The organism is Pseudomonas sp. S31 (genome assembly GCF_016648105.1).
Taxonomy (GTDB): Bacteria; Pseudomonadota; Gammaproteobacteria; order Pseudomonadales; family Pseudomonadaceae; genus Aquipseudomonas.
This window is the reverse complement of the sequence record NZ_JACVVE010000039.1, coordinates 1-18,305: the sequence shown is the minus strand read 5'-3', so window position 1 is coordinate 18,305 and position 18,305 is coordinate 1. Positions and strand designations below refer to the sequence as shown.

Here is an 18,305-nt window from a genome sequence, read left to right as displayed (position 1 = left end):
CGATGCATCCGGACGATCCGCAGGCCAACGACCGCACCCAGTTCATGCCGCGCCCCGGTGGCCGTGCCCCGCAGCCTGCCGCCGCGCAGGCGGTGCCGCCCGCCCCCCTGCAGGTGCCTGCCGAGCCGTTGGCAGCTGGGCAGGGCGTGGGCCTCAACCCGCTGGAGCAGGCCGCCGGGCCACTGCTGGCCTTGCTCACCCGTCTGCGCAACACCATCGCTCACCCGGCGCCGGCCAGCCTGCGGGCGCAGCTGCTGGCTTATCTGCGCCAGTTCGAGGAGCGCGCCGAAGCCGCCGGGGTGGCCCGCAACGAGGTGCTGCTGGCGCGCTACGCGTTGTGCACCGCGCTGGACGAGGCGGTGCTCAGCACGCCGTGGGGCAGTGCCAGCGACTGGGGCCGGCAGAGCCTGCTGATCACCGTGCACAACGAGGCCTGGGGCGGCGAGAAGGTGTTCCAGCTGATGGAGCACTGCCTGCAGAGCCCGCGCGAACGCCTCGACCTGCTGGAGCTGCTGTACCTGTGCACCAGCCTTGGCTTCGAAGGCCGCTACCGGGTCATGAACGATGGCCGTGCCCAGCTCGAAGCCCTGCGCGAGCGCACTGCTGCGGCCATCCGCGGCGCCCGTGGCGAGCGCGAGCGTGAACTGTCGCCGCACTGGCGCGGGGTGACCGTGAGCCGCGATCGCCTGGCTCAGTTCGTGCCGCCCTGGGTCGGCCTGGCGGTGGCCATGGCGTTGCTGCTGCTGGTGCTGTTCGGCCTGCGCCTGAAGCTGGCCGCCGACGCCGAGCCGGTGTTCCGCGGTATCCACGCGCTGGGCGAAATCCCGGTGCAGGCCATGGACCGCCCGGTAGTGCAGCCCAAGCCGGTGGAGCGCCCGCGCCTGGCTGGGTTCCTCGCCGAGGACATCAAGGCCGGTCGGGTCGCCGTGGAGGACGCGGTGGATCGCTCGGTGGTGACCATCCGTGGCGATGAGCTGTTCGCCAGTGCCAGCGCCAGCATCAAGGGCGACTTCCAGCCGCTGATGCTGCGCATCGCCGAGGCCGTGGCCAAGGTCAAGGGCGACGTCCGGGTCAGCGGCCACAGCGACAACCAGCGCATCGCCACGCTGCGCTTCCCGTCCAACTGGGCGCTGTCGCAGGCGCGCGCCGAAGAGGTCAAGGCCATCCTCGTCGCTCGCACCGGGCAACCCGAGCGCTTCAGCGCGCAAGGGCTGAGCGACACCGAGCCGCTGGCGTCGAACGCCACCGCGCAGGGCCGGGCGAAGAATCGTCGGGTTGAAATCACCGTTCTGGCGGAGGGCGTCGAGTGAAGGCGTTGTTCGGTTTTGTCATTCGCTGGGTGATCCCGCTGCTCGGGCTGATCGCCCTGAGCCTGATCATCTGGTTCGTCGGTCCATTGCTCGAAGTGCTGGCCCCGCCCGCGCCGCGCTGGCTGTTGATCGTCCTGCTGTTCGCCGCGTGGGCTGCCTACCGCGCCTGGCGTATCGTCCAGGCCCGTCGCCAGGCGGCAGAAGTGATGGCAAGCCTGGCCGCGGATACCGCCCCGGACCCTGCCAGCGTGGCCACCGCCGAAGAGCTGGCGACCCTGCGCCAGCGCATGGACGAAGCCCTGGCGCTGCTGAAAAAAGCCCGCCTCGGCGGTGACGAACGGCGCAACCTGTACCAGCTGCCGTGGTACGTGATCATCGGCCCGCCCGGCTCGGGCAAGACCACCGCGCTGGTCAACTCTGGCCTGCACTTCCCGCTGGCCGCGCAGCTGGGCGAAGGCGCCATCCGTGGCGTCGGTGGCACGCGCAACTGCGATTGGTGGTTCACCGACCAGGCCGTGCTGCTCGACACCGCCGGGCGCTACACCACCCAGGACAGCCACGCCCAGGTCGACAAGGCGGCCTGGCTGGGCTTTCTCGACCTGCTCAAGCGCCAGCGCGCGCGGCGCCCGATCGACGGTGCGTTCATCGCCATCAGCCTGTCCGACCTGCTGTTGGGCAGCGATGCCGAGCGCGCTGCCCATGCCGCGGCGATCCGTGCGCGGATCCAGGAGTTGTACAGCCAGCTTGGCGTGCGCTTCCCGGTGTACCTGATGCTGACCAAGCTCGACCTGGTGCCGGGCTTCATGGAGTTCTTCGACAACCTGGGCAAGGAAGAGCGCGCTCAGGTGTGGGGCATGACCTTCCCGCTGGATACCCACGAGCAGGAGAGCGGCGGCCCGTTGGCGCAATTCGGCAACGAGTTCGGCCTGCTCGAACGGCGTCTGGGCGAGCGCCTGGTCGAACGCCTGCAACAGGAGCGCGACCCGGCGCGGCGCGACCTGATCTACGGCTTCGTGCAACAGTTCGCCGCCCTGCGCGGCAACCTCGAGGTGTTCCTCGACGGCATCTTCAAGCCCAACGCCTTCGAAGCGCGTGCGCTGCTGCGCGGTGTGTACTTCACCAGCGGCACCCAGGAAGGCAGCCCCATCGACCGGCTGATCGGCAGCATGGCGCAGAGCATGGGCCTGGACCGTGCGCACCTGGCCCGGCAGAGCGGCAGCGGGCGCAGCTACTTCATCGAGAAGCTGTTCAGCGCGGTGGCCTTCGCCGAGCGCGGCCTGGTCGGCAGCAACCCCAAGGTGGAACGGCGGCGCAAGTGGATCGCCCGCGGCGCCCTGGCCCTGAGCGTGGCATTGGTGGTGTTGGTCGGCACCCTGTGGACCTTCAGCTACCGCGCTAACCAGCAGTACATCGCCGACGTCGACAGCCGCCTGCAGCCGCTGGGCAAGAGCGTGCAGGAACTTAGCCCGGCGCAGCGCAACGTGGTCGACGTGCTGCCGTTGCTCAACGCCGTGCGCGGCTTGGCCGATGATCCGCCCGGCTGGGCCGAGGGCCTGGGCCTGTACCAGGGCGACATGCTCGAAAGCGAGTCGCAGAGTCTGTACCGCAAGCTGCTGATCGCCATCTTCGCTCCGCGTCTGGTCACGCGAATCGAGGAACAATTGTATGCTGGCGGCCCATCCGACTACCTCTACGAAGGCCTCAAGGCCTACTTGATGCTGGCGGATGGCGAGCATTACGACCCCGAGTTCCTCAAGGCCTGGATCACCCTCGACTGGGAGCGCCAGTTGCCCCGCGACCTCGCCCCCGACCTGCGGCAGGCCCTGGAGCTGCACCTGGCGGCGCTGTTCGACAAGCGCCCGCCGAATGCGCGGCTGGACCAGCGCTTGATCGACGACACCCGCCGCCAGCTGCAACAGTTGCCCGTGGCCCAGCGCGTGTACGACCGGGTCAAGCGCCAGAAGCTGCCGACCGGTGTCGCCGACTTCCGCGTCAGCGAGGCGGCCGGGCGCGATGCTGCGTTGGTGTTCCGCTTCAAGAATGGCAAGCCGCTGAACGAGCCACTGCCCGGGCTGTTCACCGTCGAGGGCTATCGCAAGGCGTTTCTTGCCGCGAGCCTGGCCCAGGCCACCACGCTTGCCGAAGAGCGTTGGGTGCTGGGCCGCGCGCCCAGCGAGGCGGGTGACGCCAGGCGCCTGGCCGACGACGTGCAGCAGCTCTACTACCAGGACTACATCCGCCACTGGGATGCCTTGCTCGACGACCTCGACTTCGTGCCGATCACCAGCGTCGGCCAGGCCGCCGACGTACTGCGGGTGTTGTCTGGGCCCACCTCGCCGATGAAGCAGTTGCTGCAGGCGGTGGCCCATGAGACCGACCTGTCGCAGCCGACCACCCTCGACAAGGTCAAGGACAAGGCCGAGCAGGCCGGCGTCGATCAGCTGCGCCAACGCCTCGGCGGGCTGCTCGGCGAGGCGCCGCTGGCCAGCGACACGCCATCAGCGCACGCCGTGGACCCGGTGACCGCCCACTTCGCAGACCTGGCCACCTTGGTGGAGATCGGCGAAGGTCAGCCTGCGGCCATCGACGGTCTGCTCACCGACCTCAACGCGCTCTACGTGCAGGTCAGTGGCATGGTCGGGGCCAGTGGCGACGCCCTGCTCGGCGAGGCCAAGAACCAGGCCCAGGCCGCGGCGCAGCGGGTCGCCCTGGGTGCGGCGCGCCAGCCCAAGGTGGTGCAGAATCTGGTCAGCTCGGTGCTCGGCTCGACCCACAACATCGTCATGGGCGGTGTGCGCAACCAGCTCAACGCCGCCTGGTCGAGCGAAGTGGTCAACGTCTACCGGCAGTCGCTCAGCGGCCGCTACCCGATGGTCGCTGGCAGTTCGCGTGATGCCACCCTGGAGGACTTCGGCCAGTTCTTCGGCGTCGGCGGGGTGATGGACAGCTACTTCCGCAAGTACCTGCAACCCTACGTCAACACCTCCAGCACACCCTGGAGCTGGCAGCCCGGTGCAGCGCAGAAACTGGGTATCAACAGCGGCGTGCTGTACACCTTCCAGCGTGCGGCGACCATCCGCGATGCCTTCTTCCGCAGCGGCAGCGGCCTGCAACCGGGCGTGCGGTTCGAGCTCAAGCCGGTGGCGATGGACGCGACCATCACCCAGTTCCTGCTCGACCTCGACGGCCAGCAGGTCAGCTACGACCATGGCCCGAGCCGCCCGGTGGCGCTGCAGTGGCCCAACCCCAACAGCATCGGCGTGGTCCGCCTGTCGATCGCGCCGCCCTCGGCCAGCGGCCGTTCCGGGCTGACCGTGGAAGGGCCGTGGGCGTGGTTCCGTCTGCTCGACCAGTCCGACCTGGTGGCCGGCAGCTCGCCGGAGCGCTTCAACCTGCGCCTGCGCGTGGATGGCGCCAGCGTGTCGTACGAGCTGCGTGCCAGCAGCGCCTTCAACCCGTTCCGCAGCCGAGTGGTCAGCGGTTTCAGCCTGCCGGAGCATCTGTGAACGACGTGGGTTTCTACGGAAAACTGGCCAGCCGCGGCGACTTCGTCAGCCGTGGCCTGCCGCAGACTTTCATCCAGCCCTGGGACCAGTGGCTGGCGGCGGGCATCCAGGCCAGCCAGCAGGTGCTCGGCGAGCAGTGGCTGCAGGCCTACCTGGTCAGCCCGTTATGGCGCTTCGCCCTGGCACCTGGTGTGTGTGGGCCGGATGCGGTGGTGGGCGTGCTGATGCCGAGCATCGACCGGGTCGGGCGGTATTTCCCGCTGACCGTGGCGCAGGTGCTGGAGCCTGGGGTTTCCGTGGCGGGGGTGGTGAGTGCGGCGGATGCCTGGTTCGAAGGGGTCGAGGCGGCGTTGTTGGCCACGCTCGAGCCTGGTGCGGCTTTTGAGGCCTTTGAGGCTGCTTTGCAGCCTTTTCGCGGCGCGAGGCCACTCCTACAAGGGCTGCGTACCACTGTAGGTGGGTTGCAGCGGCTGGATGGCGACACGCCGGAGGGCAGGGCGTTGGCCCTGGCCGAGTGCGCCTGCGAGGGCATGAGCCTGTGGTGGGGGCAGGGCAGCGAGCGTATCGCACCGGGCCTGATGCGCAGCCAGGGCCTGCCGCGCAGCGAGCAGTTCGCTGCGTTTCTGCTGGGCAGCGAGGCGGGGGCGGCATGAGCGGCGTGAACTACAGCGCGGCGAGCTACAGCCATGTCGGCATGGTGCGCAAGATCAACGAAGACGCCTGCCTGGAGCTGACCTGGGATGGCCTGTGGGCCGTCGCCGACGGCATGGGCGGGCATGCTGCCGGCGACTACGTGAGCAGCCTGGCCGTGGACAGCCTGCGCCAGTTGCCGATCATCGATGGGCTGGACGACTTCACCCTGGCCGTGCGTGACACGCTCGGCCGGGTCAACCACGCGGTGCGCGAAGAGACCGTGCGCCGGGGCGTGGCGATGATGGGCAGCACCGTGGTGGTGCTGGCCGCACGCGGCGACCAGGCGGTTGGCCTGTGGGCCGGCGACAGCCGCCTGTATCGCCTGCGCGGTGGCCGCATCGAGCGCCTGTCGCACGACCACAGCTATGTCCAGGAGCTGCAGGACAGCGGCCTGCTCAACGAGGCAGAAGCCCGCGTGCACCCGCGCGGCAACATCGTCACCCGCGCCATCGGCGTCGAGGACCGCCTCGAACTGCAGGCGGTCAGCGTGCAGGTGCAGCGTGGCGATACCTACCTGCTGTGCAGCGATGGCCTGAACAAGACTGCCGAGGACCACGAGATCGCCGACGTGCTCGGCCATGCCGACCCCTACCAGGTGGTGCGCAGCCTGGTGCATTTGGGGCTGACCCGTGGCGCCCCCGACAACATCACCGCCGTGGTCGTGAAGGCGAACTGAAGAGCACCCTGAACATGCAGATCCCCGGATTCGACATCGACAGCGAGATTGGCCAAGGCGCCATGGCCAGCGTCTACCTGGCCACCCAGCGCTCGCTGCAGCGCAAGGTGGCGCTGAAGGTGATGGCTGCCAGCCTTGCCGCCGATCCCACCTTCTGCGAACGCTTCCTGCGCGAGGGGCGCACCCTGGCGCGGCTGTCGCACCCGCACATCGCCACCATCCATGACATCGGCAATGTCGGCGAGCTGTACTACATGGCCATGGAGTACCTGCCCAGCGGCACGCTCAAGGAGCGCATCACCGCCGGCCTTACCCCCGAGCAGGGCCTGCTGTACGTGCGCCAGATCGCCCAGGCACTGGGCTACGCCCACGCCCAGGACCTGGTGCACCGCGACGTCAAGCCGGCCAACATCCTGTTCCGTGGCGACGGGACCGCCGTGCTTTCGGACTTCGGCATCGCCAAGTCGCTGGATGACCGCACCCAGTTCACCCAGGCCGGCTTCGCCGTCGGCACACCCAGCTACATGAGCCCGGAGCAGGCGCGAGGCCTGGACATCGACGGCCGCGCCGACCTGTACGCGCTCGGCGTGGTGTTGTACGAAATCCTCGTCGGCGAGCTGCCATACCGCGGCACCGATGCACTGTCGACAGCACTGGCGCACCTGACCGAGCCGCTGCCGGAGTTGCCCATCGAGCATGGCCGCTACCAAGACATCCTGCGCGGGTTGCTGGCCAAGGACCCCGACGAACGTTTTGCCGACGCCGCCGCGTTGCTGGCCGCGCTCGACCGCCTGCCCGCCGACGACAACGACAGCACGGTGATCCGCCCGCTGCCTGTGGTCGAGCCCGCCGAGGCCGACCTCGCTGGGCTGACACCGGTTACCCTCGACATCCCGCAAGCCGCGCCTGCGCCAGAGCCGGTCGCCAAGCCCGCGCCGTCCGTGCAGCAGCCCAAGCCCACTGCACCGCAGAAGTCCGGTTCGGGGACCCCAGCCAAGGCCGTGCTGGCCGTGGCCATCGCTGCGGCCCTGGGCTTGGGCGGGACCTTCTTCTGGCTGCTGGGCGGCAGCGACGAGCCCAGCGCGCAGGCACCGGTGGTGCAGGCGGCGAGCGAGCCCGTCACGCCGACCACGCCGCCACCTGCCGTCAGCGAGGACGGCCGGCCGCTGTTGATGCCGGGCAAGAAGACCCTGTTCCAGCGTGTGCTGAGCAAGCCCGAAGCGCAGTTGCTGGCGCAGCCTGGCGACGGCGCGGGTGAACCGTTGCCGGCGTTCTCGGTGCTGTACGTGTACCAGCGCAAGGACATCGACGGCCAGCAGTGGCTGGAAGTCGGCGCCTCCAGCGATGGCCAGCGCGATGGCTGGTTGCAGGCCACGCAGACCAGCGACTGGAAGCAGAGCCTGGTGCTCAAGTTCACCGAACGTTCCGGTCGCTCGCCGGTGATGTTCATGCGCCAGGCCGACGACCTGCAGCACCTGCTCGACGATACCGGCAAGGCCCGCGCCGACCTGCTCAAGGCGCAGAACACCCCCGACCAGGTGCCCCAGGTGCTGGCCCTCGAACCGGCGGCCAGCGCGGTGCCGCAGAACCAGTTCTACCTGATGCCGATCTTCGACTACCGCGAGAGCTTCGACGCCGACGGCCAGCCGGTGCAACTGCTCAACGTCGCCTCCATCGACCCCGGGGCCCGTGGCCGCGACCGTGCGCCCAAGGCCGCTGGCGCGGCCATGGCGGTGGACAACAGCTTCCGCACCGGCATCGTCCTGGTGGTCGACACCTCGGTGTCGATGCAGCCCTATATCGACCGGGTGCGCCAGGTGGTCAGCGAACTGCAGCAGCAACTGGCGGCCCGTGGCGAACTGGACAGCGTCAGCTTCGGCTTGGTGGGCTTTCGCAACAGCGTCAAACGCACCCCGGGCCTGGACTACCTGAGCAAGACCCTGGTCAGCCTGGAGCAGGGCCGCGATCCGGCACGCTTCCTCAAGGCCGCCGCGCAGGTCAAGGCCACCACGGTTTCCAGTCATTCGTTCAATGAAGACGCCTTCGCCGGGGTGATGCAAGCGGTGCAAGGCATGGATTGGTCCGGCTATGGCGGGCGCATCGTCCTGCTGGTCAGCGATGCCGGCGCCCTGCGCAAGAACGACCCTGAAAGCAGCACCCAGATGAACGAGGCCGAGGTGCGCCAGGCCGCCTTGAGCAAGCAGATCAAGATCTACGCCCTGCACCTGCGCACCTCGGCCGGGGCGAAGAACCACGCGTCGGCCGAGAGCCAGTACCGGGTGCTCACCGCCGACAGCAACCCGCAGATCGGCGACCTCTACGTGGGCGTGCCGGGCGGTGACGTCGGCGCCTTCGGCGAGCGCGTGCGCGAGATCGGCTCGACCTTCGCCGAGCTGGTGCATCAGGTGCGCGAGCAGCAGCCTCAGCCGTTGCCGCAGCTGAGCGCTGGCGCCAGCCTGGCGGCCAAGTCCCAGGCCATCGGCTATGCCATGCACATGGACTTTCTCGGCCGCCACAGCGCCAGCCAGGCGCCGCAGCTGGTCAGCGCCTGGGCCGCCGACCGCGACCTGACCAACCCGGCGCTGCCGAGCCTGCAGGTGTGCGTGATGCTGACCAAGCTGCAGCTCAACGATCTGCAGCAGTCGCTCAAGCTGATCGTCGACGCCGCGCGCAAGACCCGCACCTCGCCGGGCGACTTCTTCAACGAGATCGCCAGCGCCAGTGCCTACATGAGCCGCGACCCGGGCGCCTTGCGCAAGGGCGCCAACCTCGCCCAGGGCGGGGTGCTCGGCGAGTACCTCGAAGGCCTGCCGTACCGCAGCAAGTCCCTGAGCATGACCCAGGACCTGTGGCTGTCGCTGTCGGTGGCCGAGCAGGAGGACTTCATCGACGAACTCGACTCGAAAATCCGCCTGTACGAGACCTTCCACAACGACATGGCCAACTGGGTGCGTTTCGGCAAGGCCGAACCGGGCGACGCCCTGTACCGTGTGCCGCTGTCGACGCTGCCGTGATGATCGCCATGCACGGGGTGCGCAAGACGCGCGGGCAGGGCGCCCAGCGCTACAGCCTGGAGGTCGAGCACCTGCAGCTGGCGGCCGGTGCGCGGGTGGCCCTGGTCGGCCCCAGCGGCTGTGGCAAGAGCACGCTGCTCGACCTGCTGGCGCTGGTGCTGGCGCCGGATGCCGCCGAGGGCTTCCTGCTCGCTGGCGCCGACGTCGCCGGCCTGTGGCGCCAGCGCCGCCTCGACCAGCTGGCCGCGCTGCGCAGCCGGCAGTTGGGCTACGTGCTGCAGGCGGGCGGGCTGCTGGGCTTTCTCGATGTGCGCGGCAACATCCGCCTGCCTCGGCAATTGTTGGGGCTGGGCGAGGACGGCAGCGTCGAACGCCTGGCCGCAGCCTTGGACGTGCACGATCAACTGGGCAAGAAACCCGCCGCGCTATCCTTGGGGCAACGCCAGCGGGTCAGCTGCGCCCGGGCCCTGGCCCATGCGCCGGCGCTGCTGCTGGCCGACGAGCCCACCGCGGCACTCGACCCGGTGAATGCCGAGCGGGTCATGCAATTGCTGCTGCGCGAGGCCCAGGCGCGCCAGGTGACCTGTGTGGTTGCCACCCACGACGAAGGCCTGGCGCGCAACGCCGGGCTGAACGTGCTGCGCGTGAGTTGCCGGCGCGACGCCGACGGCGGCGTCACCGCTACCTTGGAGCAGGCCGCCTGATGCGCCCCTGGCTGATCGCCGGCCTGGCCTGGCAGGACTACCGCAGCGATGCGCGGCTGTCGGCGTGCAGTGTGTTGGCGCTGGTCGCGGTGATCGCGCCGTTGCTGGTGCTGTTCGGGCTCAAGTTCGGCCTGGTCGGCAGCCTCACCGAACGCCTGCAACGTGACCCGGCCGTGCGCGAGATCATCCCGCTGGGCGGTGGACGCTTCCGGGCTGAGCTGATCGACGAACTGGCGCAGCGCCCCGACGTCGCCTTCGCCATCCCCCGTACCCGGCAGATCGCCGCCACTGCCGACCTGTTGCTGCCCGCCCAGGGCCGTCGGGTGACGGTGGAAATGCTGCCCAGCGCCGCTGGTGATCCGCTGTTGCAGCAGGTTGCGCCGCCGCAGGGCCTGCAGCAGGTGGTACTGAGCCTTACCGCCGCCGAGAAGCTCGGCGCCCGTGCCGGCGATGAGTTGCAGGCCAGCTTCAGCCGCCAGCAGGCCGGCCAGGTGCAGTGGCGCCAGATGCCCCTGCAGGTGACGGCGGTGCTGCCGCTGGCCGCGTTCGAGCGCGACGGTCTGTTCGCCTCCCTGGCTTTGCTCGAGGCGGTCGAGGACTACCGCGACGGACGCGCGGTGCCGGCCCTGGGCTGGCCGGGCGAGGCGCCTGGCAACGACGCCGAACGGGTGTACCCGGCGTTTCGCCTGTATGCCCGCGGGCTGGCCGACGTCGAGCCGCTGCGCGCGTACTTCGCCGAGCGGCAGTGGCTGGTGTCGACCCAGGCGGCGCAGATCGCCCAGGTGCAGACCCTCAGCCGCAACCTCGACCTGGTGTTCTGGATCATTACCAGCCTGGCCGTGGCCGGCGCCGTGGCGGCCATCGCCGCTGGCGCGGTGGCAGCGGTGCAGCGCAAGCAGCGCGAGCTGGCGGTGCTGCGCCTGCTCGGTTTCGGCACCGCCGCGTTGCTGCTGTTCGTGGTGCTGCAGGCGCTGTACAGCGGCGTACTTGCCGCTGCCACCGCCGGTGGCCTGTACCTGCTGGCCGAACACGGCCTCAACCGAATCTTCATGCAGGTGCCGGGCGAGTACGCCAGCCACCTGTTGCCCCTGCACTACCTCGTTGCGCTCTGTGCCGTGCTGTTGGCCAGCACGGCCGCCGCCGCTCTCGGTGGCTGGCGGGTGGCGCGCATCGATGCCAGCCAAGGAATCCGTGATGTCTGACCTTCGCCTCGGGGCCGTGGCCCTGATCCTCTCCACCCTTGGCCTTGCGGCCTGTTCGCCTGGCCAGGACGAGCCTGCCAAGCCCGAGGCCCCGGCCAGTGCCGCAGCGCAGCCGGTCGACAGCAGCAAGCTGGACAACCCCAAGCCACTGCCGGGCGACGTCAGCCTGCCGCTGCCGTGCGGTGGTGAACTGGTGCTGCGCAGCGTCTACGTGCTGGCCCAGGGCAGCCTGGACGACCGCGAGGTCAACCTCGGCTACCCGTTCAGCGAAGGCGAGGCCGGCTACAAGCAGTCGTTCATCTCTGGCTACCGGCGCGACTTCATCAACGGCCAGTTCGGCCTGCAGGACCTGTCGCCCGCGTGGCAGAAGGCCGTGGCGCCCAGCCTGCCGAAGATCGACCAGGGTGGCCCGCTCAAGCCGATGATGTACTTCATCGGCAAGTACGAAGTCACCGCCCGCCAGTACGCCCAGGTCATGGCCCAGGCCCAGTCGCTGGCCAGCGGCGAGGCGGCGCCGAGCTGCCAGGCCGAGACTTCGGCGGCGGGGCGCTTGCCCAAGGTCAAACTGTCGCGCTTCGAGGCCGAGCGCTTCGCTGCCGTGTACAGCGCCTGGTTGCTCAAGTATCACCGCGAACTGCTGCCGGTCAGTGGCCGCGGCAGCAAGGCCGAAGACGGCGGTGTTGGCTTCGTGCGCTTGCCCACCGAGGTGGAATGGGAATTCGCCGCCCGTGGCGGTTCGGCAGTGAGCCGCCAGGAACTGGAAGGGCGCCTGTTCCCGCGCAAGGTCGAAGGCAATGACAGCGACGGGCCTCTGGGCGATTGGGCGGTGTTCAACCAGGTCGCCGGGGGGACCGGCCAGGCTGCGCGGCTGATGCCGATCGGCACCAAGCTGCCGAACCCGTTGGGGTTGTTCGATGTGATCGGCAATGCTGCCGAGATGGTCCAGGAGTCGTTCCAGCTGGTGCACGCCGGCCGCCTGCAGGGCGCCTACGGCGGCTTCGTGGTCAAGGGCGGCAATTACCTCGAAGGCGAGGGCACGCTGTTCACCGGCATGCGCCGCGAGTACCCACTGTTCGGCGCCGATGGCACCGAGCAGCGCAACGAGACCACTGGCTTCCGGGTGGCCATCGGTGCTCTGTCGGCACCCCGTTCGCGCTACCAGGAGCTGTTCGAGCAGTGGCAGAAGGAGGGCCGCCTGGCCAGCCTGACCGACGACATCGACGCCGCCCAGGACCCGACCAAGCGCCTGGACAGCATCATCGCCGCCACCGTCGACCCGCGCCAGCAGGCCGAGCTGGGCCTGGTCAACGAAGAGCTCAAGCGCAGTGTCTCGCTGATCGGCCGCCAGCGTGAGGAAGCCGCTGGCAACCTGATCCAGTCTGCCGCACTGGTAGCCGAGACCATCAACAACTACAACATCCGCCTGACCAACCTGCGCACCACCCAGGCCGAGGCCAAGGCCCGTGGCGACCAGACCACCGTGCGCATGTACGCCGCCGCCATCGCCAATGGCCGCGCCGCCCTCGACGGCGCCGTGGCGATCTACATCGACAACCTGGCCAGTGGCACGCGCTACACCGATGCGGTGATCCAGGCGCAGTTCCAGCGGGTCAAGGAAGAACTCAATCGCAAGCCGGTCCTGGGCAACAGCCTGGTGAGCCGCGCCACCCTGTTCGTTCGCCACGTTGGGGAGTACCGCCAGAACCGGCGGGCCGACCCGGCGACGATCCTCAAGGAGCTCCTGGCATCGGCCGCCGCGCGGCCTTCGTAGTGGCTTCTGCCTGACGTAACCCCGGGGCGGCATGAGGCTCCCCGGTTTGACCCACCCAAGTGAGAAACCGACATGTTCAGCCGAAAAACCATGATCAACGCTTCCCAGGCCCGCAACGCGCTGCTGCTGGCCGCAGGCTTCAGCACCGTGCTGCTGGCCGGCTGCTCCAGCTCGCCGGTGTCCAAGGTCGGCGCCACGACCAAGGTCGAGTACTACCCCAGCTGCTACGAGCCAGTGCAGCACCTGCGCTCCACCGACGGCGACATGACCAAGTCGGTTGCCAGCGGTGCCGTCATCGGTGCGCTCGGCGGCGCCCTGACCGGCGCCCTGGTCGACAAGGAAAACCGTGGCCGCAACGCCGCCATCGGTGCAGCCGGCGGTGCCCTGGTGGGCGGCGCGGCCGGTTACTACACCGAGCGCCAGAAGCAGATCAGCGATGACAAGCAGCGCATCGCTTCCTACGCTACCGACATCGACAAGAGCGCTGCCGACCTGGACCGCACCACGGCCTACGCCAAGGCTTCGCAGAGCTGCTATCAGCGTGAGTTCACCAGCCTGATCGACGGCCGCAAGGCCAACCGCATCAACGACACCGAAGGGCGCAAGCGCCTGGCCGAGATCGTCTCGGGCCTGCAGGAGTCGAACAAGCTGCTGGCCACCGTCAACGGCCGCGTCGCGGAAAACCTCGACAGCTACACCCAGGCCTACGAGCAGGACCTCAAGCAGGTCGGCGTAGCGCGTACCGAAGTCGCCACCGTGGCCGCACCGGCCAAGACCACTGGCAAGAAGACCCAGGCCAAGAAGGTCAACAAGAACGTGCCGCAAGAGGCCGTAGCCACCGAGAAGACCCTGCAGAACGCCACCAGTAAGAAGGCCGAGGCCCAGCAAGTGGCCAATGCCGGTGTCGACCAGGTCAACAAGATGTGCCGCAGCCCCGACATGGGTGACTGGGCGCCGGTACCTTGCCCGAACGTGTAACCCCACGCTCCGTTGCGCTCGCGCCAGCGCACGTGCAGCCCTTGTGCAGGTCGCCTGACCTGCCGGGGGGACGCGTGGGCCGGCGCAGCGGCTTGTCGATTCAAGGAGAGTCGTCGTGAATGACCTATTGCCCGATGTGCTGGGCAGCAACCGGCAGCAGATGGCGCGTCAGAAGCTGTTGCTCACCCTCGACCAGCAGAAGCTGTTCAGGGCCATCGATGCCGACCCCGGTATCGTCGGTGCTGGCGTCGTCTACATCGATGCCCAGTACAACGTGATCACGCTGCGCGAATTCCAGCCGATCTGCAGCATCGCGCCCAAGCGCATCATCCTGCAGGAGGCGCCACCCTACACCTCGCCCGAACAGTTCATGACCCAGCTGACCACCGGCCCGCGCGAGCGCAAGGTGGTCAGCGAAGCGATGAACGCGAGCGCGACCTGCCTGTCGGCAGCGCTGGGTTGGATCGTCATGTTCAGCGGCACCGTCGCCGTACCGTTTAGCGCTGGCGCCAGCCTGGCCTTGACCGCAGTGGGCTATGCTGCGGCCGCTGCCGGGACCGGCCAATGCCTGATGGGCGGGTACCGGGTGTATAACGAAATGAACGACCCCGAGCAGAACGACTGGCTCGACAACAACGACACCGTGCAGACGATCATGGGTATCCTCGACGGTGTTTCCCTGATGGGCGTGGGTGCCTCAGGCGCGAGCACCGTGCGGTTCCTGCAAGTGCGAAAAGCGGCGACCGGCAAGAGCTGGCGCGAGCTGTTCGATAATTTGAGCCGCCAGCAACGCAAGGCGTTGGCCAAGGAATTGCTGCTGATCAAGCATCCGTCGCTCACTGCCAAGCAGCTCAAGCTGCAGCAGGCTGCCGGGACGGCGATCAAACGCTTTACCCCCACCGAGATCCAGCACGCCACCAAGACCCTGATCCAGGACTCTATCGGCGCATCCCTGGGCTTTGGCAGCAGCAGCTTCGTGCAGTCGGTTGCTGTGGGGCTTTACGAGGAGATTACCGAGTGACACATGGTCAGGAGCTGCAAGCGTTTCTTTCTCGTTACTTCGGCGTATTCATTGCCGAGTTCACACTGTCCTGCTTTGCTGTCGGCGGGACTGTCTCACTGGTATTCGCTACCTATTTGCGCAGCCCCGACCGCTCGCTGTCGGTGATGGCCCTTGCAGTGGCAGCGGCGGTAAGTGCCGCCTCGCATATCGCCATGGTGCGCGGCTACGCCTGGGGCGTGCGCGGTGTGATCGGCATCCTCGTCGTCGCCTTGCTCGCTGCGTTGCCCAGCTACGGCTATCGCCCGCACATGGGGGCGTATGTTTCGGTGCTGGTGTTCGCCTTGCTGGCCTTATTGGTCATCAACACCCAGCGCTACCGGGACATGCGTGTGCAGTTGGTGAGCTACCGCCACATCCGCAAGGCCAACCGCCAGGCCGCGAAGGCCGCCAAGTAAAGCTGTTATGGAGGCTGACTGAATGAATTTGCGCCGAAAGCGCAGCTGGCTTGGGGCCTTGCTGCTGCCATTGCTCGCCGCCTGCAACGGCCACAAGGTCGAACGCGTGGTGGTCTATGAAAACGACGTCCACCACTGGCGCATCGAGCACGTGGTGGCGCACAACTGGCCGGCGGGTCCGCGCCAGTACTACGAAGTGTTCCTCAAGGGCCGCCTGCTGATACTCCCCGCCAACACCTTCAACGATGTGCGCGACATCCGCGAGTTCATCGCCGCGGGCGGTTTCGACATCAGCAACTGGCGCAACGACACGGTGGTCGTGTCGTTCGAGAACATCCAGGAGCGCGAGGGGAGCAACCAGCACCTGATCCGCTCGGTGATGATCACACCCGAGTATTCGGAAGGGGAGGTGATCGTCACCGATATGTTCACCCATCAGCAGGTGGTGGTCGAGCGGGTGGAGCCGGTGGCTGAGGGCAAGTAGTCACGTGCTGCGCTGTTTGGCCGGGCTTCGCTCGGTTCGCGGCGAAGGGGAGAATTCAATCTTTCAATGTCCCCATCGCAGCCAACGCCACCTCAGCTTCTTCTTGCGGCAAATGCTGTCGATAATGGGCCTCCAAATCGGATTTCCACCCGGCAATTTCATCGATGACTGAGCCTGCCTCAGCTGGAGTCAGGCCATAGTGGTCGGCTTGACTGAGCAGGTTGCGCCGGGTCAGTTCCTTTCCGAAACTCCCCACTGCCATGGCCAAGCTGGAAGGAGCGGCGCCTTCGGTCGTTGGTACCACGTCGTACATGGGAGATAGCCGCCATACGCCATTCAGATAGAGCAGCGCCACATTCTTGGGGTGATCATCATCGTTGCCGATCAGGATGTTGAAACAGATGCGTTTGAACAGCTCCTGAAGATCGCTCCGCGGCACACCTCGTCGGCTCATTTCGTCCGCCAGTAACCCGTAGTGCCATTCACGAGGCCAACCGACGGGGTTGTTCCAATCGCTGTCGAGCAATGTCAAACCGCTCAACATGGGAACACGATAGAACTGGCCGTTGCCGGCCGGTACCCGGTCGAAACGATCGACGAGCAACGTGCTGACCCGTCCGTGATGTAAATCCACGTTCGCGACGTTCAGGCCTTTGCTTGCGGCAAAGGTCATACAAGCGTGTTCCAGGGCCGGGATGTCGTATGAATCATGGCGGTCTCGTGGCTTGGCTAACAGCAGCCGTTGTCCATCGATCAACGTGCATTTGGGCCGGGCGCCACCGAGTGATGATCGCTGTTGCAGCGTGGCCTTGGTGCCTTTGTCGGCATTGCGTGGGAATCCACCTTGCACACCGTCTGCGAACTGTATGAAGGTTTCCAGCTGGGTAATCTTGCCTAGTCCAGCCTGGCCAATACCCTCAGGTGGCTTTCGACCGGCCCCTGCCATGAGGTTTCCAGCTCGGTCATGGTTGGGCGATTTCAGAATGAAGGCAAGGGCCTCCTTCTGCTCACCATGCTCTCGCGCTACCAAGCGTTCACCCCACCCATCAGGAGCAGCGTCACGGATGAATCCGGGTATGCCTCGGTTCTTGGTGATACGTTTGTAGGGTTGGGTTCGCAGTGGGTAGCGCAAATCATCAGCTACCCAGCCACCCGCCTCGACATGGGCTGGGTTGTAGACGAACTCCCCGACATTGTTCTCCACGCTCAACCGCCCGATGGTGGAAACCTCGAGGGAGTCCGGCATTTGCATGTAGAGGTAGATTGCTGTCATCAGAAGTCATCCTCCGTCACCTGCTTGAGGCGCACCCGGTGTTCAGTGGCGAACGATGCGGGCGAGGTCATCGGGACATCCTGAAACACCTCGTCGAGCAAGCCTAGATACCATAGGACCAGCATGTAGCTGCGCATCTCCACCGAGGGGGTCCCGGCTTCGATTTTGGCGATTGTGGTAACCGACACGCCAGACTGCGCAGAGAGGTCCTTTTGACGAATTTTCCGCTCAAGACGCCTATTCTTGGCCAGGAGCCCTAATTTCATTAGCTTGTCGGCACATGCCAAAGGGAAAATGTTCATTTTAAGACCTGTTAAAGCAATGCTTATCGTGGGTAAGAGGTAGTATAGCAGTTCTTAAAATGCGTGTTCCGTAGGCTGCCGGCACCCACAGGTCCCTAGATCAGCGGCGAAGAGCCACTACCGACTCTGCTAGACTCCATGCATCCGCAAAGCCCGCTGCGCACACTCCCGCCAACCGTCCTTGCGCATGCCGCTCGGCTCGGCTTCAGCCGCTTCCAGCGCCAGTACTACCGGCATGTCGCGCATCTTCACCCAAGCCTCGTTCTGCCAGTACAGCAAGGTCGAGATGCGCCCTCCAGCCCAGCACATGCGCCCCAATTGCGGCGAAGCGTCGGTATCTTCAGTATCCGCAGCACGCAGCACCGCCACCACCTCGTGGGTCAGCCACCTGCGCAGATGGCGGTTCTCCGGCACGTAATGGTGAGCCAGCAAGGTGTAGGCGCCGGACTCGCTGATCATGAGGGTGTCTTGGTACTGCTCGTAGCGTCGTAGCCGCACGACTCGATGCTGGTCCGGGTCGAGCCGACGGACGCCATGTTGGTCGTAGTGCCGGCCGGTCAGCCGGCCCAGTTCCCGGGCGCAGAACCAGGCTTGGGATTCGAGCCAGAGAGCGTGCAGCGGGCGGTTGTGGCGGGTGAAGAGGGTGGGGGTGAAGTGGTCGAGCATGATGGGCCTTCCAAAAGTAGGAGAGCCGTTTCTAACGGGAACGGGATTCCGCTGCGAAGCGTTCTTAGCGCTTGCACAAGCTAGCTTGAGCCCGCAACGTTCACAATGCCGAGGGTTGTAGGAAGCGTCTGTATTTGCGCCAGCGCCGGAAGGGTTCGACGTTTATAATGTGGTATTTATGAGATCGGGCGCCCCCCGCGCGGCGCGAGGGTGTCAGAAATTTTGTGTTCGGGCATAACATGAGTAAGAGGTGCATGTATGCCAACCA

At 66.9% G+C, this 18,305-nt stretch carries 15 protein-coding genes; 12 read left to right on the top strand and 3 right to left on the bottom strand.

Annotated features, from left to right (window positions below; translation table 11 throughout):
- The first annotated feature begins 2 nt into the window (after positions 1 to 2).
- From IAE37_RS23050 to IAE37_RS22995, 12 genes are all read left to right on the top strand, one after another.
- Positions 3 to 1,310, top strand: a complete 1,308-nt coding sequence (locus IAE37_RS23050) for a DotU family type VI secretion system protein (protein ID WP_201177265.1) — start codon at positions 3 to 5, stop codon at positions 1,308 to 1,310.
- Complete coding sequence (gene tssM / locus IAE37_RS23045; protein ID WP_201177264.1) at positions 1,307 to 4,816, top strand: type VI secretion system membrane subunit TssM; 3,510 nt, start codon at positions 1,307 to 1,309, stop codon at positions 4,814 to 4,816. The genes IAE37_RS23050 and tssM overlap by 4 nt, the downstream gene beginning before the upstream one ends.
- Positions 4,813 to 5,469, top strand: a complete 657-nt coding sequence (tagF, locus tag IAE37_RS23040) for a type VI secretion system-associated protein TagF (protein ID WP_201177263.1) — start codon at positions 4,813 to 4,815, stop codon at positions 5,467 to 5,469. The genes tssM and tagF overlap by 4 nt, the downstream gene beginning before the upstream one ends.
- A complete protein-coding gene (locus IAE37_RS23035) occupies positions 5,466 to 6,185 on the top strand; it encodes a PP2C family protein-serine/threonine phosphatase (RefSeq protein ID WP_201177262.1) in 720 nt (239 codons plus the stop codon). Before tagF ends, IAE37_RS23035 begins: the two co-directional genes overlap by 4 nt.
- Before the next feature lie 8 nt (positions 6,186 to 6,193).
- Complete coding sequence (locus IAE37_RS23030) at positions 6,194 to 9,199, top strand: serine/threonine-protein kinase (protein ID WP_201177307.1); 3,006 nt, start codon at positions 6,194 to 6,196, stop codon at positions 9,197 to 9,199.
- A complete protein-coding gene (locus IAE37_RS23025) occupies positions 9,199 to 9,903 on the top strand; it encodes an ATP-binding cassette domain-containing protein (RefSeq protein WP_201177261.1) in 705 nt (234 codons plus the stop codon). Before IAE37_RS23030 ends, IAE37_RS23025 begins: the two co-directional genes overlap by 1 nt.
- Entirely contained in the window at positions 9,903 to 11,105 is a 1,203-nt protein-coding gene (locus IAE37_RS23020) for an ABC transporter permease (protein WP_201177259.1), read from the top strand. Before IAE37_RS23025 ends, IAE37_RS23020 begins: the two co-directional genes overlap by 1 nt.
- Complete coding sequence (locus IAE37_RS23015) at positions 11,098 to 12,876, top strand: formylglycine-generating enzyme family protein (RefSeq protein ID WP_201177257.1); 1,779 nt, start codon at positions 11,098 to 11,100, stop codon at positions 12,874 to 12,876. Before IAE37_RS23020 ends, IAE37_RS23015 begins: the two co-directional genes overlap by 8 nt.
- A 72-nt stretch (positions 12,877 to 12,948) precedes the next feature.
- Positions 12,949 to 13,854 (top strand): type VI secretion system-associated lipoprotein TagQ, encoded by a 906-nt coding sequence (gene tagQ / locus IAE37_RS23010; RefSeq protein WP_201177254.1) that lies wholly within the window; start codon positions 12,949 to 12,951, stop codon positions 13,852 to 13,854.
- A 160-nt stretch (positions 13,855 to 14,014) separates the two neighbouring features.
- Complete coding sequence (locus tag IAE37_RS23005) at positions 14,015 to 14,875, top strand: NAD synthetase (RefSeq protein WP_201177306.1); 861 nt, start codon at positions 14,015 to 14,017, stop codon at positions 14,873 to 14,875.
- Positions 14,872 to 15,312 (top strand): hypothetical protein, encoded by a 441-nt coding sequence (locus IAE37_RS23000; protein WP_201177253.1) that lies wholly within the window; start codon positions 14,872 to 14,874, stop codon positions 15,310 to 15,312. The genes IAE37_RS23005 and IAE37_RS23000 overlap by 4 nt, the downstream gene beginning before the upstream one ends.
- 22 nt (positions 15,313 to 15,334) lie before the next feature.
- Positions 15,335 to 15,796, top strand: a complete 462-nt coding sequence (locus IAE37_RS22995; RefSeq protein ID WP_201177251.1) for a hypothetical protein — start codon at positions 15,335 to 15,337, stop codon at positions 15,794 to 15,796.
- A 55-nt stretch (positions 15,797 to 15,851) separates the two neighbouring features.
- Here the strand turns inward: IAE37_RS22995 and IAE37_RS22990 are convergent, their stop codons facing one another.
- From IAE37_RS22990 to IAE37_RS22980, 3 genes are all read right to left on the bottom strand, one after another.
- A complete protein-coding gene (locus tag IAE37_RS22990) occupies positions 15,852 to 17,069 on the bottom strand; it encodes a type II toxin-antitoxin system HipA family toxin (protein ID WP_201177249.1) in 1,218 nt (405 codons plus the stop codon).
- Entirely contained in the window at positions 17,069 to 17,371 is a 303-nt protein-coding gene (locus IAE37_RS22985) for a helix-turn-helix domain-containing protein (RefSeq protein WP_201177248.1), read from the bottom strand. The genes IAE37_RS22990 and IAE37_RS22985 overlap by 1 nt, the downstream gene beginning before the upstream one ends.
- A 129-nt stretch (positions 17,372 to 17,500) precedes the next feature.
- Positions 17,501 to 18,037 (bottom strand): BRO-N domain-containing protein, encoded by a 537-nt coding sequence (locus IAE37_RS22980; protein ID WP_201177246.1) that lies wholly within the window; start codon positions 18,035 to 18,037, stop codon positions 17,501 to 17,503.
- Positions 18,038 to 18,305: the final 268 nt, after the last annotated feature.